Source organism: Exiguobacterium chiriqhucha RW-2 (assembly GCF_000416965.1).
Taxonomy (GTDB): Bacteria; Bacillota; Bacilli; order Exiguobacteriales; family Exiguobacteriaceae; genus Exiguobacterium; species Exiguobacterium chiriqhucha.
In genome coordinates this window covers 676,078-699,685 of the sequence record NZ_ATCL01000014.1, presented here as the reverse complement: position 1 = coordinate 699,685, position 23,608 = coordinate 676,078, and the positions used below count along the sequence as shown (strand labels likewise).

At 55.3% G+C, this 23,608-nt stretch carries 28 protein-coding genes; 3 read left to right on the top strand and 25 right to left on the bottom strand.

The window, feature by feature from the left end; translation table 11 throughout:
• The gene (locus M467_RS23175) at positions 1 to 828 is read right to left on the bottom strand and encodes a GNAT family N-acetyltransferase (RefSeq protein ID WP_021066570.1); all 828 of its coding nucleotides are present in this window, start codon (positions 826 to 828) and stop codon (positions 1 to 3) included.
• Positions 829 to 886: 58 nt separating this feature from the next.
• Positions 887 to 1,372, bottom strand: coding sequence for a hypothetical protein (locus M467_RS23170; RefSeq protein ID WP_021066569.1), 486 nt, complete (start codon positions 1,370 to 1,372; stop codon positions 887 to 889).
• Positions 1,373 to 1,529: 157 nt separating this feature from the next.
• Between M467_RS23170 and M467_RS23165 the strand changes: the two genes are divergently transcribed.
• A complete protein-coding gene (locus M467_RS23165; RefSeq protein WP_021066568.1) occupies positions 1,530 to 2,027 on the top strand; it encodes a hypothetical protein in 498 nt (165 codons plus the stop codon).
• Between the two features lie 32 nt (positions 2,028 to 2,059).
• Here the strand turns inward: M467_RS23165 and M467_RS23160 are convergent, their stop codons facing one another.
• The 3 genes from M467_RS23160 to M467_RS23150 form a co-directional block, all read right to left on the bottom strand.
• Positions 2,060 to 2,353 carry a putative quinol monooxygenase gene (locus tag M467_RS23160; protein ID WP_021066567.1) on the bottom strand — a complete coding sequence of 98 codons (294 nt, stop codon included), beginning with the start codon at positions 2,351 to 2,353 and terminating at the stop codon, positions 2,060 to 2,062.
• A 2-nt stretch (positions 2,354 to 2,355) separates the two neighbouring features.
• Positions 2,356 to 3,309 carry a DMT family transporter gene (locus tag M467_RS23155; protein ID WP_021066566.1) on the bottom strand — a complete coding sequence of 318 codons (954 nt, stop codon included), beginning with the start codon at positions 3,307 to 3,309 and terminating at the stop codon, positions 2,356 to 2,358.
• A gap of 99 nt (positions 3,310 to 3,408) precedes the next feature.
• Positions 3,409 to 4,269, bottom strand: a complete 861-nt coding sequence (locus tag M467_RS23150) for a YitT family protein (protein ID WP_021066565.1) — start codon at positions 4,267 to 4,269, stop codon at positions 3,409 to 3,411.
• Between the two features lie 162 nt (positions 4,270 to 4,431).
• On the opposite strand from M467_RS23150, the gene M467_RS23145 reads away from it, so the two are divergent.
• Positions 4,432 to 5,346, top strand: coding sequence for a YitT family protein (locus M467_RS23145; protein ID WP_021066564.1), 915 nt, complete (start codon positions 4,432 to 4,434; stop codon positions 5,344 to 5,346).
• 31 nt (positions 5,347 to 5,377) lie between these two features.
• On the opposite strand, the gene M467_RS23140 is transcribed toward M467_RS23145, so the two are convergent.
• From M467_RS23140 to M467_RS23090, 11 genes are all read right to left on the bottom strand, one after another.
• On the bottom strand, positions 5,378 to 6,433 hold the full coding sequence (locus M467_RS23140; RefSeq protein ID WP_021066563.1) for a diguanylate cyclase: 1,056 nt from the start codon (positions 6,431 to 6,433) through the stop codon (positions 5,378 to 5,380).
• 99 nt (positions 6,434 to 6,532) lie between these two features.
• Positions 6,533 to 6,760: a carbon storage regulator CsrA gene (csrA, locus tag M467_RS23135; protein WP_021066562.1), complete on the bottom strand. Its 228-nt coding sequence runs from the start codon at positions 6,758 to 6,760 to the stop codon at positions 6,533 to 6,535.
• A complete protein-coding gene (fliW, locus tag M467_RS23130; protein ID WP_021066561.1) occupies positions 6,760 to 7,197 on the bottom strand; it encodes a flagellar assembly protein FliW in 438 nt (145 codons plus the stop codon). The genes csrA and fliW overlap by 1 nt, the downstream gene beginning before the upstream one ends.
• 15 nt (positions 7,198 to 7,212) lie before the next feature.
• Entirely contained in the window at positions 7,213 to 7,788 is a 576-nt protein-coding gene (locus M467_RS23125; protein ID WP_021066560.1) for a DUF6470 family protein, read from the bottom strand.
• 3 nt (positions 7,789 to 7,791) lie between these two features.
• Complete coding sequence (gene flgL, locus M467_RS23120) at positions 7,792 to 8,721, bottom strand: flagellar hook-associated protein FlgL (RefSeq protein WP_021066559.1); 930 nt, start codon at positions 8,719 to 8,721, stop codon at positions 7,792 to 7,794.
• A 6-nt stretch (positions 8,722 to 8,727) separates the two neighbouring features.
• Positions 8,728 to 10,221 carry a flagellar hook-associated protein FlgK gene (gene flgK, locus M467_RS23115; RefSeq protein WP_021066558.1) on the bottom strand — a complete coding sequence of 498 codons (1,494 nt, stop codon included), beginning with the start codon at positions 10,219 to 10,221 and terminating at the stop codon, positions 8,728 to 8,730.
• 12 nt (positions 10,222 to 10,233) lie between these two features.
• A complete protein-coding gene (flgN, locus tag M467_RS23110; protein ID WP_021066557.1) occupies positions 10,234 to 10,590 on the bottom strand; it encodes a flagellar export chaperone FlgN in 357 nt (118 codons plus the stop codon).
• A 112-nt stretch (positions 10,591 to 10,702) separates the two neighbouring features.
• Positions 10,703 to 10,954, bottom strand: a complete 252-nt coding sequence (locus M467_RS23105; protein ID WP_021066556.1) for a flagellar biosynthesis anti-sigma factor FlgM — start codon at positions 10,952 to 10,954, stop codon at positions 10,703 to 10,705.
• A gap of 24 nt (positions 10,955 to 10,978) precedes the next feature.
• Positions 10,979 to 11,368 carry a flagellar protein gene (locus tag M467_RS23100; protein WP_235045172.1) on the bottom strand — a complete coding sequence of 130 codons (390 nt, stop codon included), beginning with the start codon at positions 11,366 to 11,368 and terminating at the stop codon, positions 10,979 to 10,981.
• A 13-nt stretch (positions 11,369 to 11,381) separates the two neighbouring features.
• Entirely contained in the window at positions 11,382 to 12,050 is a 669-nt protein-coding gene (locus tag M467_RS23095) for a ComF family protein (RefSeq protein WP_021066554.1), read from the bottom strand.
• Complete coding sequence (locus tag M467_RS23090; protein ID WP_021066553.1) at positions 12,047 to 13,204, bottom strand: helicase-related protein; 1,158 nt, start codon at positions 13,202 to 13,204, stop codon at positions 12,047 to 12,049. Before M467_RS23090 ends, M467_RS23095 begins: the two co-directional genes overlap by 4 nt.
• Before the next feature lie 183 nt (positions 13,205 to 13,387).
• On the opposite strand from M467_RS23090, the gene M467_RS23085 reads away from it, so the two are divergent.
• On the top strand, positions 13,388 to 14,131 hold the full coding sequence (locus M467_RS23085) for a hypothetical protein (RefSeq protein WP_021066552.1): 744 nt from the start codon (positions 13,388 to 13,390) through the stop codon (positions 14,129 to 14,131).
• A 34-nt stretch (positions 14,132 to 14,165) separates the two neighbouring features.
• On the opposite strand, the gene M467_RS23080 is transcribed toward M467_RS23085, so the two are convergent.
• The 9 genes from M467_RS23080 to M467_RS23040 all read right to left on the bottom strand — a co-directional run bounded on the left by M467_RS23080 (position 14,166) and on the right by M467_RS23040 (position 23,592).
• A complete protein-coding gene (locus M467_RS23080; RefSeq protein ID WP_021066551.1) occupies positions 14,166 to 15,479 on the bottom strand; it encodes a hemolysin family protein in 1,314 nt (437 codons plus the stop codon).
• Positions 15,480 to 15,700: 221 nt separating this feature from the next.
• Positions 15,701 to 16,909, bottom strand: a complete 1,209-nt coding sequence (locus M467_RS23075; RefSeq protein ID WP_021066550.1) for a cation:proton antiporter — start codon at positions 16,907 to 16,909, stop codon at positions 15,701 to 15,703.
• A 3-nt stretch (positions 16,910 to 16,912) separates the two neighbouring features.
• Positions 16,913 to 17,413, bottom strand: coding sequence for a cation:proton antiporter regulatory subunit (locus M467_RS23070; RefSeq protein ID WP_021066549.1), 501 nt, complete (start codon positions 17,411 to 17,413; stop codon positions 16,913 to 16,915).
• Positions 17,414 to 17,440: 27 nt separating this feature from the next.
• Positions 17,441 to 17,665, bottom strand: coding sequence for an AbrB/MazE/SpoVT family DNA-binding domain-containing protein (locus tag M467_RS23065; RefSeq protein ID WP_021066548.1), 225 nt, complete (start codon positions 17,663 to 17,665; stop codon positions 17,441 to 17,443).
• Positions 17,666 to 17,832: 167 nt separating this feature from the next.
• Positions 17,833 to 19,464, bottom strand: coding sequence for an alpha,alpha-phosphotrehalase (gene treC / locus M467_RS23060; protein WP_021066547.1), 1,632 nt, complete (start codon positions 19,462 to 19,464; stop codon positions 17,833 to 17,835).
• 83 nt (positions 19,465 to 19,547) lie between these two features.
• Positions 19,548 to 20,996 (bottom strand): PTS system trehalose-specific EIIBC component, encoded by a 1,449-nt coding sequence (gene treP / locus M467_RS23055; RefSeq protein WP_021066546.1) that lies wholly within the window; start codon positions 20,994 to 20,996, stop codon positions 19,548 to 19,550.
• Positions 20,997 to 21,199: 203 nt separating this feature from the next.
• Positions 21,200 to 21,865 carry a trehalose operon repressor gene (treR, locus tag M467_RS23050; RefSeq protein ID WP_051627780.1) on the bottom strand — a complete coding sequence of 222 codons (666 nt, stop codon included), beginning with the start codon at positions 21,863 to 21,865 and terminating at the stop codon, positions 21,200 to 21,202.
• Positions 21,866 to 21,956: 91 nt separating this feature from the next.
• Entirely contained in the window at positions 21,957 to 22,805 is an 849-nt protein-coding gene (locus tag M467_RS23045; RefSeq protein ID WP_021066544.1) for a DegV family protein, read from the bottom strand.
• 94 nt (positions 22,806 to 22,899) lie between these two features.
• Positions 22,900 to 23,592: a response regulator transcription factor gene (locus tag M467_RS23040; protein ID WP_021066543.1), complete on the bottom strand. Its 693-nt coding sequence runs from the start codon at positions 23,590 to 23,592 to the stop codon at positions 22,900 to 22,902.
• Positions 23,593 to 23,608 lie beyond the last annotated feature (16 nt).

Genomic DNA, 23,608 nt, shown 5'->3' with positions numbered 1-23,608 from the left:
TCACAGTTCTAATAGATAGAACTCATAGCCGCCGTTTTCAGCGAACCCGGCTCGCTTGTAAATCTCGAGCGCGGCTTTGTTTTCTGTCTCGACGTCGAGCTCAAGCTTCGTCCGGCCCATACGGAACAGTTGCTGGACCATCTGCTTCAACATCTTCGTGCCGTAGCCCTTGCCTTGCTCGTCCGCCTTGACGCCGAACGCGTGGATGCTGCCGGCATCTTCGCCCGAAAGGAGCGCGCGGATGACCCCGACCGGACGACCGTCGACCTCACCGATGTACGTCACGCGGTCCGGCGTATCAATCTGTTGATAGATGTTCTCCGTCACGTCGACCGGGTCGCCGAACGCTTCAGAGAGCGTCTCGATGATGAGTGGACGGTCGGCGTCCGTCGCCTCGCGGAGCGACACTTCGTCCGGCTTCAAGAACAGCTCGGCTTTCTTAAGGACCAAGTTAAATTCTGAGAACTGATACGCCGCGCCGAGATGGTCGATGACCGCCTTGCCGTCCTTCGATTTGCGATCGATGACGAACGTGAACGCTTCACAGCCATTCTGTTTCGCGTCCTGTTTCGCCGTTTCAAAGAGCGCCTTGAAGACGCCTTGTTTCCGATAGTCCGGATGCACGAGCGTGTTCACTTCATACTCGTTTGGGAGATACGGGAAGAGCACCATATAGCCGACGAGCGTGTCGTCATCATAGACGGCGTAGTCGTTCTGACCGACCGCTACGTGTCCGATTTTCACGTCAATCTTGTCATGTGCGTTGACCGCTTCCTCGAGCGCCCCTACTTGTTCTGCCTGTCTCACTTCTTCTACTGTCCAATTCATGAAATCACCTCACGTCATATTGTAGCATAATCGAAAAAGCCCGCCGTAGCGGGCGGACTCATAACGTCCGGAATTCAAGCTCCGGTAATGTCTCGAGCAGTTCGGCAATCTCGTCCGTGTGCGCCTCGGCACCTGGGACGGCCTCGGTCGGTTCGACCCAGAAGAACGTCTTGTCGCTCGCACCGAGGTAGTTGCCGTAGCCGACTTCCTGGGCGAACGCCTCTTCCGATAGTTCACGGTCAATCAAGTCCAAATGGAACAACAACTGGTCGTCGCCGTCCTCGACGTTATAGTAGAGATCGAACGTGCCATAGCTGTTCTTGTCGCCGACATCGACGACGTCCTGCGCCTTCTCGATATAGACGTCCCCGCGCTCAATCGCCTCGACGATTTTTGACGGGAGAATGATTTCGTATCCAAGCTCACGGTCACGAATCGTCTGCGTCGTATCGTCAGTCCGTCCCCGGGACGAGACGACACCAACCGTTGCGACGAGGGCACCCGTCACGCCGAGCGCGACCGCCCATTTCATTGTTTTGTTCATCTGAACCACTCCTTCTGTGAAGTCTGTCATGACCTGATTATCTCATATCTCATCGAGCGTACACTAAATATTCTGAAAAAATGTTTTAGGATGCGTTGACGCACGTCCGTCAATCCCATACGATGAAGATATCGTATTATAGAAAAGAGGAACTGATATGTCAAACGAACAACAATTGTCACGCGCACAGCTCGACGCGCTCTTAAAGAACGTCTTCGCCCTTCAAATCCCGGTCATTGAGAAGTTCATGACCGACCTGTTCAGAAAGTACGTCTCGACAGCGTCCACGTTCAAACAGGACATGGACACGATGAAAGCGACAGAATGGCATAAGCAGTTCTTCGGTCAGAAAGTGATGCCGCACTTGTTCATCGAGAACCTTGGCTTCGGCGCGTCGTTCCGTCATCAGGAGCAAGACAAAGTCGTCAAAATCCCGGACAATATGACGGTCGTGAAACCGGACTCGGACGACCAGATCGAAGAGATCCTCCAAAACCTCGACAAGACGATGGCGTCGATGGACAACATCAAAAACAAAGGACTCGTCAAAAAGTTCTATAAAGAGACGCTCGAACTCATCTGCCAGCTCGGTAGCCGGACTGGGATGATGGACGAGTTTTATGAGCAAGTCAAAGGAAGCTTGACGAAAGCATGACCTTTCATCCACGTCCACGGACGTGGATTTTTTTAATGACCGTCCCGCGGCTCGAACACCGCCAAGCGCTCGATATTGGCCAGAATCGGCCGTGCCTTCCCAATCAACGTCTGCGTCGTCTCGAGTGACAGCGATTGTTGATGCGCCTCGATACTTTCCCACACCTCATAGACGACAATCGACTCATCGTCGAGCGAGACGTTCACCCGGTATGCCGTACACGTCGGCTCTCGTTCCATCGCCGTAGCCGCCTCGAGCAAAATCGCGAGTAGCGTCTCGCGCTCACCTGGTACGGCCGTCAGTTTCCCAATCAATCCATAGGACATGTTCATCCCTCCTTGTCATATCGATTCGCCGCCGGCACCAGACTCTCCTTTACGTTGAATTGGCTACGGCTATGCAGCACGACCCCGACCATGACGAGCGAGATGCCGACGAGCGACAGTCCGGACGGCAGATGCGCCTGGAGGAAAATCAGCTCGCCGATGAGCGCGAACAACACCTCGAGTGCCTGCGTCGCCTCGACCGTGGCCAGTTTCCCCATATCGTGTTTAACGAGATCGGTCGCCTTGAAGAAGAGTACTGTCGCGACGACGCCGGATAAGAGTGCGACGAGAAGCGTCTGCGTCAGTTGCGAGCTCGATGGCACCCCCGTCGTCAGCCCGTAGCCGAACAAGAGGAGCCAGACCGGGAGCGAGCCGATGCACATGCCGAGGATGCGCTCGAACACGTCGAGGTCGGTGTGGGCCATCATCTTCCGGTTGCCGAGCGGATAGGCGAACGCGGCAATCAATACCGGCACCACCCCAATCCATAGGAAACGCGGCTCAAAGTCAGCAAAGAACTCGACTTGCATCAAGACGACGCCGAACAGGATGAGTCCCGAGAAGCGGAGCGCCGTCCACGGAATCCGCTCCCGCGTCCCGTCACCTCGACGGAACAGCGGCGACAACAGCGCCCCGGCGATAATCGTCACTTGCCACGTGCCGGCGATGAGCCAAGGCGTTGCGACCTCGGCGGCGAGACAGATTGGGACGTAAAACAGACCAAAGCCGACCGTCCCCCAGACGAGCCACGGCCATGGCTGATCGACGATGGCGCGGCGCACCCTTGTCATGCCATCCCGGACGGCCACGACAAGCATAAGTAGCGGAATCATGAACAGGAAGCGGAGCGAGGCGCTATACGCCCAACTCCCCCCGCCGACCTGCATCGATTCATTCAAGACGAACGTGCTCGCGAAAAACAAGGCGGCGAGTACACCTAATAACAATGGACGCATACGTTCTCTCCTTTCTGAATCCCGACTTGTTCCCTATCCGTCCCGCATTTCCCTGCCTCCAACAAAAAAAATCAAGCAGCTCCGGCTGCTTGATTCGTCTCAATGGATATCGCGTTTTCGGAAATTCCCGCCTTTGACCTCTGACACCTCGTACACGACGACGAACGCCTCGGGGTCGACTTGGTTGATGATTTCTTTCATCTTCCGCTCCTCGAGCCGGTTGATGACGCACGTGATCTCGTAATAGCACTCTTTTGAGTACGCACCTTGAATCTGGTTGAGCGTGGCGCTCCGGCCGAGCCGGTCTCGCACCGTCTCGACCATGACATCCGGTACGCTCGTGATGATTTTGAACGTCTTCGCGCCGCTCAGTCCTTCCTCGACGATGTGAATCACTTTCGAGGCGATGAAGTAGGCGATGGCCGATAGGACCGCTCCTTGCAGGCCGAACACCGTCGAGACGACGATGAAGACGAACACGTTCAAGAAGAGAATCAAGTCGCTCGTCCCGAACGGCAACTTCTTCGATAACAAGACGGCAAGCATGTCGATGCCGTCGAGCGCGCCCCCGTTCCGGAGCGATAGCCCCATCCCGAGTCCGAGAATGATTCCGCCGACGACGGTGACGAGGAGCGTGTCCCCATCGATGATTGTCGGGACATGGTGCATGATGACTGTCCCGACCGACAGCGAGGCGATGCCCGTGACCGATAGGATGGCGAAGCTCTTCCCGATCTGCTTATAGCCGAGATAGACGAACGGGATGTTCAGGATGCCGAGGAACACACCGAGCGGAATACCCGTAAGTTGAGAGACGACGATGCTGATTCCGGTGATGCCTCCATCCGACACGCTGTTCGGGATTAACACCGACTCGAGGCCGTACGCCGCGATCATCCCGCCGATGATGTTCATGATGATTTGAAAGCCCATGAGCCAGGCTCGATTGTCACGTTTCATGAGTAACGTCCTCCTTTTTGATTCAACCTTCCTAGTCTAGCATAAAAAAATAGTAGAATAACATCTCTGGCATCGCTGAAAAAGTTGTGTCAGATTGTCTGCCGCTTCTGCTTCATCCCGTGTGAGGTTTGCTATACTGAAAAGAAAAAGGAGTGACCCCCGATGCAGCGTCCACCGATGCCTTCCCCGTCTCCGGAGGAAGTGCTCCGTTTGAAACGTGTCCACAACCCAATCAAACCGACCGAACTTCTCGCCAAGGGGCTACTCCTGTTAATCGGGTCGTTTATCTTCGCCATCGGTCTCGAGGCGTTCCTTGTCCCGAACCAAATCATCGACGGCGGCATCGTCGGCGTCTCGATCATCACGTCGTATTTGACGGAGACGAAGCTCGCCATCTGGCTCGTCCTGTTCAACTTGCCGTTCATCTTCTTCGGCTATCGCCAAATCGGGAAGACGTTCGCCATCGTCACGTTGATCGCCATCATGCTCATGTCCGGCTTCACGATTTTGCTCCATACAATCGAGCCGTTCACGGACGATTTGCTTCTCTCGACCGTATTCGGCGGCTTCTTACTCGGGGCGGGCATCGGCCTCGTCATCCGGGCCGGCGGGTCGCTCGACGGGACCGAGATTTTGGCCGTGTCGTTCACGGACCGGCTGCCGTTCTCCGTCGGGGAGATCGTCATGTTCTTCAACATCTTCATCCTCGGGACGGCCGGCTTCGTCTTCAGTTGGGACCGGGCCATGTATTCGCTCATCACCTACTTCGTCGCTTTCAAGACGATCGATATCGTGCTCGAGGGGCTCGACCAGTCGAAAGCGGCGTGGATTATCACGACAGCGCCGGACGACATCGGTCAGGCCATCATGGACCGACTCGGTCGCGGCGTGACGTACTTGCACGGGGAAGGGGCTTATACGGGCGACGGCAAAAAAGTCGTCTTCACCGTCATCAGCCGACTCGAAGAAACGAAATTGAAGGACATCCTCGACGACTATGACGAGAAGGCATTCCTCGCCATCGGCAATATTCACGACGTCCGGGGCGGTCAGTTCAAAAAGAAAAATATCCACTAAAAAATCGGCCCTCCTGGGACCGATTTTTTGTTTATCCAATTTTCGCTTGATCGCGCCCGCTCGTCTTCGCCGCGTAAAGGGCGGCATCGGCCCGCTCGAATACGACCGTCCCCGGCTCGGCGCCAGCGAGCGAGGCCCCGAGTGACACCGTCATCGGGATTGATGTCCCTTCGAACGAGAACGGCGTGTCACGGATGACCTTGACAATCTCATCCGCCATCAACCGGACGTCTTCTGCATCCTCGAGCACCATCAGAAACTCTTCCCCGCCGTAACGGCCGACGAAGCCGCCCGGCGGACAGTTCGCCTGTAACGTTTGACCGATGTGATGGAGCGCCGCATCACCGGCCCGATGGCCATATGTATCGTTCAACTGTTTGAAGCGATCGACGTCGATGACGAACAGTGCCCAAGGGAGACCCGACATCTCGACCTCGTTCAACCGTTCAAGCGTCATATAGCGGTTCGGAAGACCCGTCAGCTCGTCAATCGTCGCCCGCTGTGTATGGAGCCGGAACATGCGCAAATGCGTCTCAATCTGTTTCGCGACCCAGTAACACATCCATCCGCCGAGGAACGTCATGACGAAATACGGCAAGAACACGGTCGTGAACGCCTGCATCGGGACGTTGCCCGCAATCCTGAACAAGACGAGCACGGCCCCGAACACGAGATAGGCCGAGTATAGATGGCCGCGCCTTAGTACCACGCGATTCAACACGAGCGACAATACAAAGAACAGGCCGAGCGTGCCGAACGAGCGGATGAATTGGTCGGTCATGCCGTCGAGGCCGAAGCGACCGAGCAGGGTCATCCCCATCGTGACGGCGACCCCGACCGGCCCGGCATAGGCGCCCGCGAGCGCGAGCGGGATAATCCGGAGGTCGACCCGCGCCTCACCGACTTGGAACGAGTTGACCGTCAACAGAACGGCCGCGAGCCCCATAGCGAGCCCGAACCAAATGCGGACCGCATAGAGTGAACCCGCCTGAATCGGCAACAGTTGGCGCATGAGATACAGGGCCAACGACAAAACGAGATAAATGATACTGATATTGATGAAAAAGATATTGATGACTTGACCCAAGCCTTGTCCTCTCCCGCCATTTCTTTCCTCCTATCCTATCGTACAAAAGTGACATATGTCATCCCATCCAAATTTTAGGACAGCTAAAAAGCCGGAAGCTCACGCTTCCGACTTGTTTTGCATCATCTGTTTCATCAAGTTGGCGCTGTCGCGAGCCGATTCGTTCTCGGCCTGCATCTGGACGTACACCTCATGACGATGGATGTCGATGTGGCGCGGGGCGTCGATGCCGAGCTTGACCTGGTCGCCTTCGATGGCGAGCACGGTGAGCGTCACATCGTCCCCGATATGGATGGCCTCGCCTTGTTTTCGTTTCAATACGAGCATCAGCGCACCTCTTCTTTCTGACCGCCGAGTGGGAACCGGGCCGGGTAGACGTCATCCAAGATGACTTGCTTCCCACGGCGCTCTTTCGTCTCGATGACGATTGGGGCCTTCAAGTTGAGCGTCGAGGCGTCGAACGGGTCGCGTAGCGTCACGATGGCATACACCGAGACGTGTTCCGCTTCATCGATGCCGAGCTGTTCTTTCGCACCGTCGGTCAATTCGAACGCATAGTCCGGCTTGTGCCAGAACGGGTTCGTCACGACGAAGGCGCAGGCCGGGTCGTCGATTGACTGGAGCGACCAGAACGGGAGCTCGTCGCCGTACGGGATGAGGGCGAACGTCTTCGATTCCGGGAACCCGGGAATCTCGCTGACGAACGAGATCGTCTCGTCTTCATTTACTTCGATCTTACCAAAATAGTCTGTCTCAATGAACATGGATTGTCCTCACTTTCAACGCGTCTCATCATACATGCCACCGACCGGCCACATCTCGAGCGATGCCTGTTGACGGAGCGAGATGTCCGTCGTCCATGGCGTGAACGAGATGTCGGCCGGGGTGAGTGATACATCAATCTGTGCCGGCGTCAGGTTCCACTCGATTTTGACATCCGCCGGCGTATACGTCAACTTCACGCGGTCGAGCGACTTCGGCATGAAGTCCATGTCGACGACCGGATATGGGGCACTCGTCTTCTCGGCGGCCATCGCGGCAATCGGATTGCCGTTCTCGATGCGCATGAGCCGGTCCCCGTCTCGGGCCGTGGTCGACGTCGCTTCCCGGGCCGCCTGTTCCCCGAGCTGACCGAAATGACGACCGAGCTCGAGGGCGGCCTTCAAGTTGCTTTCACTGCGCGCGACCGACGAGTCGACCTCGAGCGTGCCGCCTGTCGTCTGTTGGGTCATCTCGACCTTCCCTTGTGTCATCGACACGTCGGCCTGGCCCTGTCGCATCTCGAGATGGGGTCGGTTCGACGTGATTTGGATGGCGGCCTGTGTCTGCCGCATCTCAAGCCGGGCGATATTCATCGCTTACCGGAGGAAGTCGAGGAGCGTCGGTTGGATGATGCGGGCTCCGGCCGAAAGTGCGGCACGGTGCACCGTCTCGTGAGACTTGAGCTCCATGATGACGCGTTCGATGTCGATGTCCTCGTTATCGGACATGATCGTCTTGGCGATAATCTCATGTTCTTGCAGGCGGTTGTCGACGAGTTCCAACCGGTTGGCACGGGCCCCGAGCTCGGCCCGCTCCGTAATCAAGTTTTGGGCGATGACGTCGAGGTCGGCGAGCTCGTTCGAGAGCACTTCACCGGTCGTGTTCGGGTCGGCCAGTTTCGAGACGAGGTCGTGGAGTCCAGCGAACACATCGCTCCCGAACACCGTCTCCGGCTGCATGTTCACTTGAACGGTGATGCCTTTCGATACTTCGAAGGCGACTTTCCCGCTCGCGGCAGGTGCCCCGCCTGGGTAGATGCTGTTGACGTCCCCGTTCGGGTCGGCAAGGAACGCTTTCAAGGCGTCCATGTCGACGAGCGGTTGGTCCGTCTTCGTGCCGTTGTAAATATATTTTTCGCCCGACTTCGCATTTGCGAGCGAGCCGAGATGTTCAATCAACTGATTGACCTCGCTCTGGATGATTTGACGCTGCGACGACTCGTACGTGTCGTTGGCCGCCTGCGTCGTCAATTCGCGAATCCGTTTGACGGCTTCCGTCACTTCGTTCAGTGTCGAATCGGTCAAGTCCATCCAGCTCGTCGCCTCGCTGACGTTGCGGCGGAACTGGTCGACCTCGCGCACCTCGGTCCGGTAGCGCATGCCCTGCATGGCGACGACCGGGTCCTCGGACGCCTTCTGAATCCGTTTTCCGCTGATGAGCTGTTCCTGGACTTGGGCGAGCTTGTTATAACTGCTCGATAAATGTTTCAAGTTCGTCTGTGTGAGCATCGTCTGTGTGACTCGCATCAAGCATTACCTCCCTACGACACCCATGCCGTTGATGATTTTGTCGAGCATCTCGTCAACGGCCGTGATGTTACGGGCCGCCGCGTTATAAGCGTGTTGATATTGAATCATCATCGTCATCTCTTCGTCGAGTGACACGGCGCTCACCGCTTGGCGGCGCTGGTCCGAGCTCGCCATAAGCGCGAACGTGCTCTTGGCGAGGCGTCCGCTCTGGTCGGCGGCGACGGCCATGTTGCCGATGACGTTCTGATAGTATTTCCCGATCGACGTATCCGTCTGGACCGATCCGTCGAAGCTGAGCGTGGCCGACTTCAAGTTCGCCAAGGCGAGTGCCCCGCTGCCGTCCCCGATATTGCCGTCTTGTGACGCGGCAATCAAGTCGAGGTTGTTCATGACGGCGTCGCTCACTTTAATCGTCGCGGCGCTCGCCGTCCCTTCAAAGAAGTTCGCCGTGCCGGCGTTGCCTTTGGCATCCATGTTGTTACTATGGGCCGTGTTGAACGCCAAGGCGAACTTGCCGGCCATCTCGTCCAAGTCTTTTAGCATCGTCGCGTAGACGCCGTTCACGCTGCCTGATTCTGGCGTGCCCGTGCCGTACATCTCGACGAGCGCTTTCCATTTTCCGTTCGGCATCGTGGCGTGCGTGAGTGCCACGTCTGCCCCGCTCGCGTCTGTCATGTCGAGACCGTCGAACGAGCCGACCGTGCCGTTGATGCCGTCAACGAGTTTGTGGTCGACGCCATTGATTGAGACGATGATGTCGATGCGGCCCTCAGCGACTTTTTGTGAGTTACCGCGCGACTCCCCGTTCGTATAGTCGACCGGGACGCGTGTGAAGTCCATGTATTGGGCGAGCTCGTCCATATAGCGGTCACGCTCGTCATACAGTTCATTCGGAAGCACGCCGAGCGGCTCCGCATCCCCGATTTGACGGTTGACCTGACTGATTTTCGTCATCAAGTCGTTCACTTTCTTGACGACGACGTCACCTTCTGAGGCGAGGTCGGCCTGCACTTTTTGGAGCGAGGACGACATGTAGTTGAACGTCTCCGCGAGCGTCATCGCCCGTTGGCGCACGACACTACGTGCGCCGGCATCATCCGGGTTGACCGACAAGTCTTGGAGCGAGGCCCAGAACAAGTCGAGCGATTTGGCGAGTCCTGTCTCGGAAGGCTCGTTGACGATATCCTCCATCCGACCGAACGCCGCCTCTTTTGTCGCGTAGTAGGCGTTCTTCACCGACTCGTCGCGGTATTGCTGGTCAATCATCAAATCGCGGATTCGGGCGAGCGTCTCGCCGCGTACACCAGTCCCGAACTGCCCGGCCTTCGTTCCCCCGAAGTTGACGCTGAGTTGTTCGGTCATGCCGAGTGACAAGCGTTGGCGCGAGTAACCCGGATTCGAGGCGTTGGCGACGTTATTCCCCGTCGCCTGGAGCGCCCATTGGTGCGTCGTTAAACTGCGTCGCGCCGTTTCTAATCCCATAAATGTTGAGCCCATCAAACTTCCTCCTTATACATCCCGGCTGAACGAGCGCGTCTCGAGCGCCTGTTGACCGTACGTGAAATCATCTGCCTCTGGCATGAGCATGTCCAAATGCCATTCGATATACCGGAGCGACTGTTCGAGCAGGACGGCGTTCAGTTCATTCTGCCGTTTCAGCTCGAGGACGACCGGTCGTAACGCTTCCTTCTCTTCATCGTCCAAAACGAGCGTTCCTTGAAGTCGTTCCGCTTCTTTTTGTTTGATTTGTCGGAGAATCGTCGCCTCTTCCTTGACGAGTGCGCTAAAAGCGGGCATGTCTCCGTTGACGAGCAGTCGTTTTTTGTCATAAGCCAGTTCGAGTAAACGTGTATGTAATGTGAGCATAAGTCTCTCCTTTGTCCAAAAAAAGAGCCGACTAAAGAAAGGGTGTCCCTTGTTTAGTCAGCTTCCGTGCCATCTTATTTATGCGAAGGTCTCCCTCGGACCCCGCTTTCATTCATCCTTGTAGAAAGCGTTTGGCGATGTCGCGCGCGTCCCGTGAATACGTCCCGGCGTTAATCTCCGCCTTCAAGGCGTTGATTTTTTCCAGGCGCTCCGGGTGTTTCACCGGTTCTTCAAATCGGGCGCGGGCTTCGGCCGATATCGATAATTGGTCCGTTTGGCGTGTCAGCTCGGGCTTCGTCTCAGGTTGCGTTTTCTTCTCGTAAGTGTTCGGTAAGTGTACCCACTTTGCAGAATCGATGCGCATACGTGTCCCCCCTCTTCTCAGTTGTTAATCCAAACGATAAGCGCGAACGCTCTGTTTCGTGGCGGTGGCTTGTAGCCCTTTCAGTTCTTGCTGCATGTCGGTCTGACAGTCCGCGCATACCTTTCCTTGGTTCGTCGGATTGCCGCAACGGATGCAGGCGATGTTCAGTGACGGATTGTCCTTGATGATCAGGCGTCCTTCATGGATGTATCGCGTGATATCAAGTTCGGAGACGCCTGTCGCTTCGACGAGGGCTCCAATCGTCGTCTGTTTGTTGGCGGGTTCGCGGATGAAGTCCCGGACTTTCAAGAAGTTTTGGAAATCGACTTCCGCGCAGGATGGGCAGTATGGCGAGCGGCTTTGTTTCATGAACAGCCGTCCGCACGTTTGACAAGTTGTTGCTTCCACAGTCATTCACCTCTGCCCTTTATATCGGACGCATTTTTAATTTGTTTAGCGTCCGGAACAGGCAAACGGCAGAAACTTGTTCCACCCCGGCCCGGCGCAAGGTGAGCGCCGCCTGATGGAGCGTCGTCCCCGTCGTATAGACGTCGTCGACGAGGACAATTTTGCCACAGTGTGGCAACTGCTGTACAGCGAACGGATTCGTACGGTGCCGCCTTTCTTCTTTCCCAAGTTCACGCTGACTCGAAACCTCGGATTTGACGAGCACCTGCTCCGTCGGTCCAATCATCCTTGCGAGCAGCTCCGCCTGATTGAAACGCCGCGTCCGCATCCGCTCCTCACTGAGCGGGATCGGCACGTAGACGACACCTGGTTCTCGCGTCGCTCGCAACACATTGCGTAGCTGTCGCGCCAGAACGACGTCGCCGCCGAACTTATAACGGTGGAGCCAATTCGCGCCCGCCTCGTCATAAGCGTAGAGCGAACGGACGGTCAAGTCGAGGCCAAGGGCGAGCCAACGGATACAGTCAGGACACGTCTCCCCGTCCGTGGTCGGGTGACCGCAGTGCGGACAACCCGCGACAAGCGGCGTCAACATCCCCTCACAGTCCGGACAGACCCAGTCTCGCTTCAACAACGTCGCCGGGCTCCACGGGACGACGAACGGTTTCCGGCAGACGAGACAATTCATCGTCGATTCGCCTCCTTGATTTCGCGAATGGCTTTGTCTTGTCGGAACGTGCGTTCATCGTAGAAGAAGACGACGTCCCCGGTCGGCGCGGTCGGTTTGCGCCCGGCCCGCCCTGCCATCTGGATGAGGGCGCGCGACGTGAACAGCGGATGGCAACTGTTGAGGACGGCAACATGTACCCCGGTCACGGTCATGCCCCGTTCCCAAATCGATGTCGCGAGCACGATCCCGTTCGTCGCCTCGAGCCACTCGAGCACGTCCGTCCGCTCGTCCGTGTCGGCCGAGACGGCCTGATAGACGAAGCCGTTCGCCGTGAGCAGTTCCCCGTAACGGACGAGGTCCGGTTTCGTCGGGACGAACAACAGACGTGGTGACGCCTCATACTGACGACAGAAGTCGAGGATGGCTCGTTCCGTCTCACGGACGAGCCGGGGCACGGGCAAATCGTGGCCATGATAGCGCCGGGACAGATGAACGGTCGGGAATTGGCGTTGCCAGACGGTCGGCGTCGCCGTCACGAACAAAAATAAACCTTTCCCGGCCCGGCGGAGCGTCCACCAGAGCGCGAGGTCGAAAGCGAACGGGAAGGCGTCGGACTCATCGACGAGAACGTAATCGAACACATGTCGCAAGTTCACGAGCAGCGGCGCCGTCGCGACGGTGATCATCCCGATCGTGTCCTTGTCCCCACCTCCGTAGCGTCGGGTGATGGGAACGGAGAAGGCCGCCTCGAGCCGATCGGCCCACTCGATGGCGACGTCACGTCGCGGTGAGACGATGAGGACACGCTTCCCCTCATTCACGGCGCTCGCGATGACGGGGAACGTCATCTCCGTCTTCCCGGCCCCGCAGACGGCATGGACGAGCCCGCTCGTCCGAGATACCCACCAGGCCAGGAGCTGTCGGCTGACGTGCTGCTGGTCACCCGACAGCTCGAACGGCATGACGAGGTCGGTCGTTTCCAGCGGCGTCGTGATGTCCGTTTCGGCAAGACGGTCGCACTGACAGACGCGACCGAGGTGAAGGCAGTTACGGCAATAGCGGCACTGTCCGTGATGGCATGTGTAAGAACGCGTGTCCGTGCTCAGACAGCGCTGGCAGACGCCGAAGCGGATGGCGGGAGTTCCTTTCGGTGCTACGATGAGTTGGCCCATAAGATCAGTCCTTTTTCTGTTGACGCTAGCATATAACCCTCACATCCACATGTCATGTTCGTCGATGGAACAGGGACGGCTAACGGAAAGACGTCCCTTCATTTCATGCTGTAGACGGAGGTGAAAGTGCAAACGACCGACTATACTAGAAATAGACCAGTTATTGGAAATGAGGCAACTATGATGTTCAAACGACCCATCCACAACATCTTGACCGGTTTAGGCATGCTCGGCGTCTTCTTTGTAGGATGGTGGGGCTGGTATGTCTTTGACGGGAGCGACAAAGCGGAGCAACGCGCAATTGAGACGGCACAGGAGTATGTCAACGTCACTTACCCGGATCTGTCTCTTCATGTATCGGACGTCATGTATTTATCACTCTACGATCCGAAATACCACGTGACGATGTCTTCTGACACAAGCGTCGATACCGAGTTCGTGGTACGAATCACCCGAGGCGGCCATGTCGTCGATGACAGCTATGAAGATGACGTCGTCTCAAAGGAAAACACATACCGACGCATCAGCGAGGCTTATGATGCTGCCGTTCAACAGTCAATCGCACCAACCTTTTCAGACCGCATCGATGTGATGACCGAATTGTCTGATTCAGCCTGGCGCGACGATGTGGCACACGGTGATGATGTCACTCACTTGCAACTCGATCAAGCCGTCGACCTCGAATTTTACGGGGCGCGCTACGGCATCCTCTTCCTTCATGCGGAAGACGACTCCTATACATACGAAGACGTGATGGTTTTACTGCGTGACGTGAAACGTGTCGCCGACGAGAATAGGGTTCCCTTCCATTCCCTCAAGCTGCAAATCACGATCGATGGCATCGAACGTTATGCGGAAGGGATTCGATACAGTGACCTCGATTCGCCTTATCTATTGGCACGGCTAAAACAACGCATGAACGACTAAAAAAGGCTCATCCGGTAACGGATGAACCTTCTTCTTATGCCTCTTGAACGTCAGGGCGGACGACGAGTCGTACCCGCTCCACGTGATTCTCCGTCATCTCGATGACGGTCAAGACGTAACGGTCGAACTCGAGCGTGTCTCCGACCTCGTGCGTCTCGCGGTGGACTTGGAGCCAACCGCCGAGCGTATCGATGCCTTCTGAACGCTCGAACGTGATGCCGAACCGTTCCTCGAGTTCTTCTAGCAAGACGCGCGTATCGATTTCGTACGTCATTTCGTCGACCGTATGAATCGGGTCGACCTCGTCCTCGTCGAACTCGTCACGGATTTCCCCGACAATCTCTTCGAGCAAGTCTTCGAGCGTGATGAGACCGGCCGTCCCGCCGTATTCGTCCAAGACGATGGCGATGTGGGTCCGGGCCTCACGCATCTGTTTCAATGTATCTTCCAAAGGCGTCATTTCATGCACGACCGGAAGCTCTTTCACATAAGTGGAGAGATTGATGGACGGGCTGACCGCGAGTCCCATCAATACCTCTTTGACGTTGATGTAGCCGATCAAGTTGTCCTTGTCGCCGTCCTCTGTGATCGGATAACGGGTATATTGACTGTCTGCGAACGTCTCGAGCACTTCGGCCCGCGTCGCTTCGATATCAATCGCCTCGACCTTCGTCCGCGGCACCATCACGTCTTTCGTGACGTGCTGGTCGAACGAGAAGATGTTTTGCATCATCGCGAGTTCCGTCTGGTTGATTTCACCGCTTTGGAAACTTTGCGCCATGATGATTTTCAACTCTTCTTCCGAGTGCGCTTGTTCATGTCCGGCCGGTTTGACGCCGAACAATCCGAGCAACAATCGGGCCGATCCGTTCAACAACCAGATGAACGGGAACATGATCCGTCCGAACCAGAACAACGGTCGGGCGAAGATGAGCGTCATCCGTTCCGCATATTGAATCGCGAGCGTCTTCGGTGCGAGTTCCCCGATGACGACGTGTAAGAACGTCACGATTGCGAACGCGACGGCGAACGAGATGATTGACGCGAGCGACGCCGGGATATCGAACTCGTTAAACAGCGGCGTGAGCAGGCGTACGACCGATGGTTCTCCGAGGAAACCGAGTCCGAGCGCCGTCACCGTGATTCCGAGCTGACACGCCGATAAGTAATAGTCGAGGTCAGACGCGACCTTTTTCGCGAGAATCGCCGACTTGTTCCCTTCTGCCACCAATTGATCGAGTCGCGACATCCGCACTTTGACGACCGCGAACTCCGATCCGACAAAGAATGCGGTGAGCGCGATCAACAACGCCACCAACGACAACAATACCCAAATCGGGCCTTCCACTTCTCCGCCACCGCCACCGGCAGCTATTACGTGTGTAGAGTAGATCCTGTCCACATGTTCCTCGAGAGACTCGAGGGTCACCTCCATAAAATATAATTTTCCGCATTCACTTGAACGTGAAACGGACTATACAATAAAGTACCATAAATTCCTCTGACATACCAATGTTCCCACCTTCAATGCCAAACAGTCCTGTCTTCTTCCGAAGCCAGGACTGTTTATTAACGCATTTTCGGTTTGATGGTCGTCCATTTAAAAATTCGATTCAAGAACAAGAAGATTCGTTTCGACTCTTTTGTCATGATCGGTCCAAGGATGGCCAAGGTGAGGACGTAAAGTGCCGAGAACGGCGACAAGATGTCCATCAACCCGCCGGCAATGCCTAAGTTGGCGACGATAATCGAGAACTCACCGCGTGACACGATGGTCAATCCGATATTCGCTGACGCCTTGTGAGACAAGCCCGATTTCCGTCCCGCAATCATGCCCGCGACGAAGTTTCCGACAATTGTCAAGACGACGGCTCCCAGGGCGAGCCAGACCGCATCGAGCAACGTCGTCGGGTCGATGCTCAACCCGAAGCTGAAGAAGAAGATGGCGCCGAAGAAATCACGGAACGGAATGACGAGGTGCTCAATTCGCTCCCCTTGGTCAGTCTCAGAGAAGACGAGGCCAAGCAAGAGTGCCCCAATCGCCTCAGCGACGTGAATCGTCTCCGAGAAGCCGGCCACAAAGAACAAGGCAGCGAACACGACGATGATGAACACTTCATCGGAGGCAATCTTCAACATTCGATTCAACAACGGCGTCGCTTTGCGCGCGATGACGAAGAACGTCAACATGTACGCCAACGCAATCACAATCGATAGGAGTGATTCCCCTAACGTCGTCCCACCGCCAAGGACGAGTCCTGAGATGACCGAGAGATAGACGGCCAAGAAGATATCTTCGAACATGATGATGCCTAAAATCAATTCGGTCTCTGTATTCCCGGTCCGGCGTAAGTCGACCAACACTTTAGCGACGATTGCACTAGAAGAAATCGTTATGATTCCGGCGATGATGAGGACCTCTAACAGCGGGAATCCGGCGAAATAGCCGTATAACAAGCCCCCGGTGAAGTTGATTAACAGATAGATGCTTCCTCCCGTCACAATCGACTTCCCTGAACGAATCAGTTTTCCAATTGAGAACTCAAGTCCCAAATAAAACAAGAGGAACAAGACGCCAATGCGTCCGAGTAAACTGATAAATTCAGCGCTTTCGATGAAACGGAAATCTAAAATCCCGATGGACGGGGCGTGGGGACCGACAATCATCCCGAGGATAATCAAAAATGGGATAATCGAGAAGTTGAACTTATTGGCTAGAAGGGCTGCAATGGCGACCAATAGCAGGGCAGTACCGACTTCAAAGATGATATGATCCACTCATCATCCACCTCCTTCTGTCAAAAACAAAGTTTTCGTCGCCGCACGTACGTGTTGACGCTCACCCGAAAAGACAATCGTATCTCCTTTTTGAATGAGCGTGTCCGCACCCGGGTTCAACGTCTTCGATTTATCGGCCTTCAACAAGGCAATGATGGAGATATCATAACGGTTCCGAATATCCAAGTCGGCGATCGTTCGGTTAATCGCGATTGAGTCTTCATTAATTTTCACCCATTCGATGACCAAATCGTCGAGTTCGAGCTCGATCTTCTCTAAATCTTTCGGCTTGTAGACAAGTCCACCTAAAATACCGGCCATCTGTCTCGCTTCTTCATCCGTAAACGTTACGCTCGAGATGCTCTCATCGAAATCGTCGTCATCGTAGTGATGGATTTCACGACGCCCATCATCATGCACAATCAACACGACCTTGTCCCCTCTTCGGGTCACAGCTTCAAACTTTCTCCCGATTCCCGGTAAATCCACTTCTCGCATATCCATTGTCCATTCCTCCATTTGTCGTTATTTTCATTCTTCCAATTGTTGATTCGCTGTTTGAATCAACCGCTGAAACTTCCCGTCACTGAGAAACGCCTCCAACTGGTGCAGCTTCACTAAATCAGCTTTTGCCATAATCACAAAGTCATCGTTTTCAATGAAGGCGATTCGATCGCCTTCGTCCACTTGTAATAACGAGCGGATTTTTTTAGGGACGGTGATTTGTCCTTTTGATGTCAGTTTGGCAAGCTCCATGGCCTATTCCTTCTTTCATAGGGATTAGAAGACTGAATTACAAATTCCTTACTTCCTTACATCCTTACTTTATCAGACTATTCGGTCAATCGTCGAAATATCTGCTCATTTCAGATTCGTTTGACCATAAAAAGAGAAGCCATACATGATGTGTGGCTTCTCACTTATTATTTTTTATAGAACATGATCGCCTCATACGCCCGGAGCGACAGCGTCGTCCCGTCGAGCTGCGGCACGTCATAGTTATGGCTGACGACCTCGGCATGCGTGAAGCCGGCCGGAATCTCATACGTCGTCTCCGGTCCGTAGAAGTTCGCGACGACGAGCACTTCCTCGTGTTCCGTCTTGCGCGTGTACGCCCAGACGTCGAGCGCGTCCGGCGTGAGAATCGTATAGTCCCCGTCCGTCAAGACGTCGAGCTCTTTACGGAGTGAGATCAAGTTTTTGTAGTGATAGAACACCGAGTTCGGGTCATCGAGTGCCGTCTCGACGTTCACGTCCGCATAGTTCGGCGCCACATTGATCCACGGCGTCCCGCTCGTGAATCCGGCGTGCGGTGTCGCGTCCCACTGCATCGGCGTCCGCGAGTTGTCCCGCGACTTCTGTTTAATGGCGGCCATCATGTCCTCGTGCGACACGCCTTGTTCGCGCTTCAACTTGTAGACGTTGAGCGTCTCGATGTCGCGATACTCGTCGAGCGAGTCGAAGCCCGGGTTCGTCATCCCGATCTCCTCGCCTTGATAGATGTACGGCGTCCCCTGCAGGCCGTGGAGCACCGTCGCGAGCATCTTCGCGCTCTCGACGCGGTGGTCGGTGTCATTGCCGAAGCGGCTGACGACGCGCGGTTGGTCATGGTTGCACCAGAAGATGGCGTTCCAGCCCTTGCCGTGCATCCCTTCCTGCCACGTCGACATGATGTCTTTCAATTGCACGAAGTCGAACGGTGCAGCGACGAATTTCTCGCCGTTCGGATAATCGACTTTCAAGTGATGGAAGCTGAACGTCATGCTGAGTTCGCGCTCGTCCGGACTCGAATAACGGACGCAATGGTCGAGCGTCGTCGACGACATCTCGCCGACCGTGATGACGTCGTGGCCGTCGAACACCTCGCGGTTCATCTCTTTCAAATATTCATGGATGCGCGGCCCGTCCGTATAGAATTTGCGACCGTCCGAGTCGTCTTGCGGGAAGTCCTGCTGCTTCGAAATCAGGTTGATGACGTCGAGGCGGAACCCTTTGATGCCTTTATCGCGCCAAAAGCGCATCATCTCATAGACGTCCTCGCGCATCTGCTCGTTCTCCCAGTTCAAGTCGGCCTGGGTCACGTCGAACAAGTGAAGGTAGTACTGACCGCTCGCCTCGTCATATTTCCAGGCGTTGCCGCCGAACTTCGACTCCCAGTTCGTCGGTTCGTCGCGCCAGATGTAGTAGTCGCGATAACGCTCATCCCCGGCGAGCGACTTCTGGAACCATTCATGCTCGGTCGAGGAGTGATTGACGACGATGTCCATCATGAGCCCGATGCCACGCGCCTCGGCCTCGCGGACGAGCTCGTCGAGGTCGTCCATCGTCCCGTATGATGGATCAATCGCGTAATAATCGCTGACGTCATAGCCGTTGTCATTTTGCGGCGACTTGTACACCGGGGTCATCCAAATGTATTCGATGCCGAGCTCGGCCAAATAATCGAGCTTGGCCGTCACCCCTTTGATGGAGCCGGTGGCATTGCCTTCCGGGCTATAGAAACTTTTCGGATAGATTTGATAGACGACGGATTTGCGCCAGTTTGGTTGTGTCATAGATGTAGTCTCCTTTTGTAAGAGTTTTCATTTCAATTGGAAAAGGGGAAGAACCTCCGTCCCTCCCCTTGTCAGTCATCTTCTTATGCAACTTTATTTTGTTCGATTTCACCCTTCTTCATGTAACGCTTCGACAAGACGAGCGTCAACACGAATGGGATGACGAGGGCGATGACCATCCCGACGATGAAGATGAGAATCTTATCGGTGAAGATTGACAGGAATCCAGGAAGACCCCCGACCCCGACAGCGAACGCCTGGACGTCGTTCAATGTGATGAACACTGCCGCGACGGCTGATCCGATCATCGCCGAGTAGAATGGGAACTTGTTCGGCAAGTTTACCCCGAACATGGCCGGCTCGGTGATTCCGAAGAAAGCCGAGATCGATGACGTCGACGCCATACTCTTTTGTTTCGCGTCGTGTTTGAACACGAGGAACATGGCGAGTGCGGCTGCACCTTGGGCGATGTTCGACAAGGCGAGCATCGGCCAGAGGAACGTCCCGTTCGTCTCCGCGATGAGTTGCAAGTCAATCGCGAGGAACAAGTGGTGCATTCCGGTGACGACGAGCGGTGCGTAGAGCAGACCGAACAGGAGTGCCCCGACGACCGGTACCGCTTCGAACACGTTGACGATTCCCGTTGCAATCAAGTTACCGAGGCCACGTGTGAGCGGTCCGACAATTGAAAGCGCAAGGAAACCAGTGATGACGATTGTCGTGATTGGCACGACGAGCAATTGAATCGCATTCGGTACATGTTTTTTCAAGAAAATCTCAATATGGCTCAAAATGAAGGCCGCGGCCAAAATCGGAAGAATCTGACCTTGGTAACCAACTTTCTCGATCTCGAACAAGCCGAGGATATTGAACGTCGGAACGTCGCCCTCCAGCGCCGCTTGTCCGTAACCCCATGCGTTGAGCAAGTCCGGGTGGACGAGCAAGAGACCCATGACGATCCCGAGCACTTCGCTGCCGCCGAACCGCTTCGTCGCCGACCAACCGACGAGTGCCGGGAGGAAGACGAACGCCGTATTTGCCATCATGTTGACGAGATCCCATAACCCTTGTAGGTTCGGATATTCCTCAATCAACGTCGCTCCTTCGACGAACAGTCCTTCTGAGGCGAGCAAGTTGTTAATCCCCATCAATAGACCGGCAACGATGATGGCCGGGATGATCGGCATGAACACGTCCGAGAACACTTTGACGAGTTTCTGGAGCGGGTTCATCTTCTTGCCGCCAGACGATTTGACCTCGGCGACCGTCGCCGCTTCAAGCCCAGCGAGTTTGATGAACTCGGCGTAAACACGCTCGACGTCACCGGCCCCGATGACGACCTGATACACACCCGAGTTTTCGAATGCGCCTTTGACGAGATCGGCTTCTTTCACTTTCGCTTCATTGACGAGCGACTGGTCTTTCAACGAAAGACGGAGCCGCGTGACACAGTGTGCCGCTTTGTCGACGTTATCCTTGCCCCCGATGGCTTCAAGGATATCCGCGGCGATTTGACGATAATCTGCCTTCATATTGTAGGCCTCCTTTGTTTGAAAGCGTTTGTTGAAAACGGTTACTTATGAGTACAAACAAAGTTTAACTTATATAGATAAGTCATGTCAACAACTTATCTATATAAGTTAGGTGTAACAACTATGTGACAGGCGTTCAGTATTTTTGTTCCCTCTTACCTTGATTCAAAACGACAAAAAAGACTCCTTTCGAAAAAGGAGCCTTATCGGCGCGCCACATCGCTGAACTGGAACTTGTCGAGCCGGTGGCGGGACTCGGTATATTCGAACTGTCTGCCCTCATAGAGGAACGTGTCGTTCGTGATGACGATGACGTATTCATAATCGTGCAGGTCGAGCCGCAACCGGTCGAGCTCGGTCACGTCCTCGGCCGCGATCTTCCGTTTGGCGTAACTGATTTGCATCCCGAGCTCGTGCTCGACATAGGCGTAAATCGATTGCGCGGCGATCTCTTCTGTCAGGCCGGGCACGAGGTCTTTGACGAAATAGTTCACGTCCAAGATGACGTTCTCACCATCGAAGTTGCGGACCCGTTCAATTCGGAACATGCGTGTCCCCGGCGTCAAATTCATCCGGTCGGCGAGCCACGCCGGCGCCTCGATGTCCTCGAACGAGGCGACCGATGTCTGAATCGAGCGACCGAGCATGCTGGCGTACACTTCGGAGAAACTGACGATGCCGTTGAACTGGAATTCGATTTGATCGCGCCGCAGCACGAACACGCCTTTCCCGTGATGCTTCCGGACGTAGCCGTGCTCTTGGAGCAAATCGAGCGCTTTCCGGACCGTCCCTCGACTCGCCTCGTACTCGTGCATGAGTTCGGTCTCGGACGGCAGTTTCGATTCCGCCGCATACTCGCCCGTCTTCATCCGCTCGGCGAGGCGCTCATAGATTTGACGATATTTGGCCACAGGCTCACTCCTCTCTATCGAAAAAGACGACCAGATGGCCGTCTTTTGTTTACCATTCGCGGCGATACCACGTGATGCCGATTGCGCCTGGCCCAAGGTGTGTCCCGATGACCGGTCCGAAATGACCGCCCGTGACATGCGCCTGCGGAAACTTCTGTTTCATCGAGGCGATTTCCTCGGCCTGACGTTCCGGGCAGTTGGCGTGGATGATGCCGATACAGTAGCCTGTCCCGTCGCCTTGAATCGACTGTTCCATCATCTCTTCGATGCGACGGACCGCCTTCTTGTACGTCCGAATCTTCTCGAACGGGACGATCATCCGGTCTTGGAAATGCAGCACCGGTTTGATTTGAAGGAACGACCCGACGAGCGCTTGCGCCGCGCTGAGTCGGCCGCCTCGTTGGAGGTGGTCGAGGTCATCGACGACGAAGTACGCCCGAATCAACTCGCGCATCTTTTCAAGGTGAGCCATGATTTCTTGCGCCGACGCGCCTGCATCGCGTAAATGAATCGCTTCCTCGACGAGGAACGCTTGAGGCATACATGAGATCTCCGAATCGAATGCGTGAACGTTGACGTCGACCATGTCGTTCAAGGCGATCATCGATTGATACGTCCCGCTGATGCCGCTCGAGAGCGTGATCGCGATCACGTCCGTCACCTCGTTCGGGAGACGCTCAATCAGTTCAATCGTTTCACCGATGCTCGGCTGGGACGTCGTCGGCAAGTTCCCTGCCTCGATCCGGTCATAAAAAGCCTCGGTCGTGATATCGACGGCTTCGCGGAACGACTCCCCGTTAAAAATCACGCTGAGCGGTGCGACGTGGACGTCGTGGCGCTCACAAAATTCGGCCGGCAAATAGGCGGTACTGTCGGTCAAAATGGCTATGTTTCCCATGCTATATCCTCACTTTACATCGTTTCATTTTCCAATTGAATGTAGATTCCATTCCATATTGTAGCATAAAAACGATGTATTGCATCGGTCGGGGTCAAATCTCAACCCATCCGCGACGGATGGCATCGACGACGGCTTGCGTACGGTCGTTCACTTCCATCTTGCGAAGCACCGATGAGACGTGGTTTTTGACCGTCTTCTCACTGATGAACAGCATGTCGCTAATATCGCGGTTCGAACGGCCCTCGGCGAGCAAGTGCAACACTTCGACCTCACGGCGTGACAGCAATTGGTAGACGGGATCGTCAGTACGGCTCTCGACGTTACGGCCGGCCTGTTCGCCTTTGAATTGGAGCAAGCGACGGTACTCTTTCAAGACGTTCGTCGTCACTTTCGGGTGCAAGTATGCCCCGTCCTTCGCGACCGAGCGCACGGCCGAGATGAGCTCGGTCGATGCGACTTCTTTGAGCAAGAACCCAGATGCCCCGGCTTCGAGTGCATGCGTGATGTACGACTCATCGTCGTGAATCGACAGGATGAGGACGCGCGTCTCTGGTGAGAGCACGGACAACTGCTTCGTCGCCTCAATCCCGTTCAATTCGGGCATGTTGATGTCGAGAATCAAGATTTCCGGCTTGTGGTCCGCGGCGATGCGAATCGCCTCGATTCCGGTACGCCCTTCGGCGACGACCGTGAACTCGTCCTCTAAATCAAAAATCCGTTTCAAGCCTTCTCGAAACAGCTCATGGTCATCCACAATCGCGATGCGTGTTTGTAATTGTTCCATCTGGATACTCCCCCTT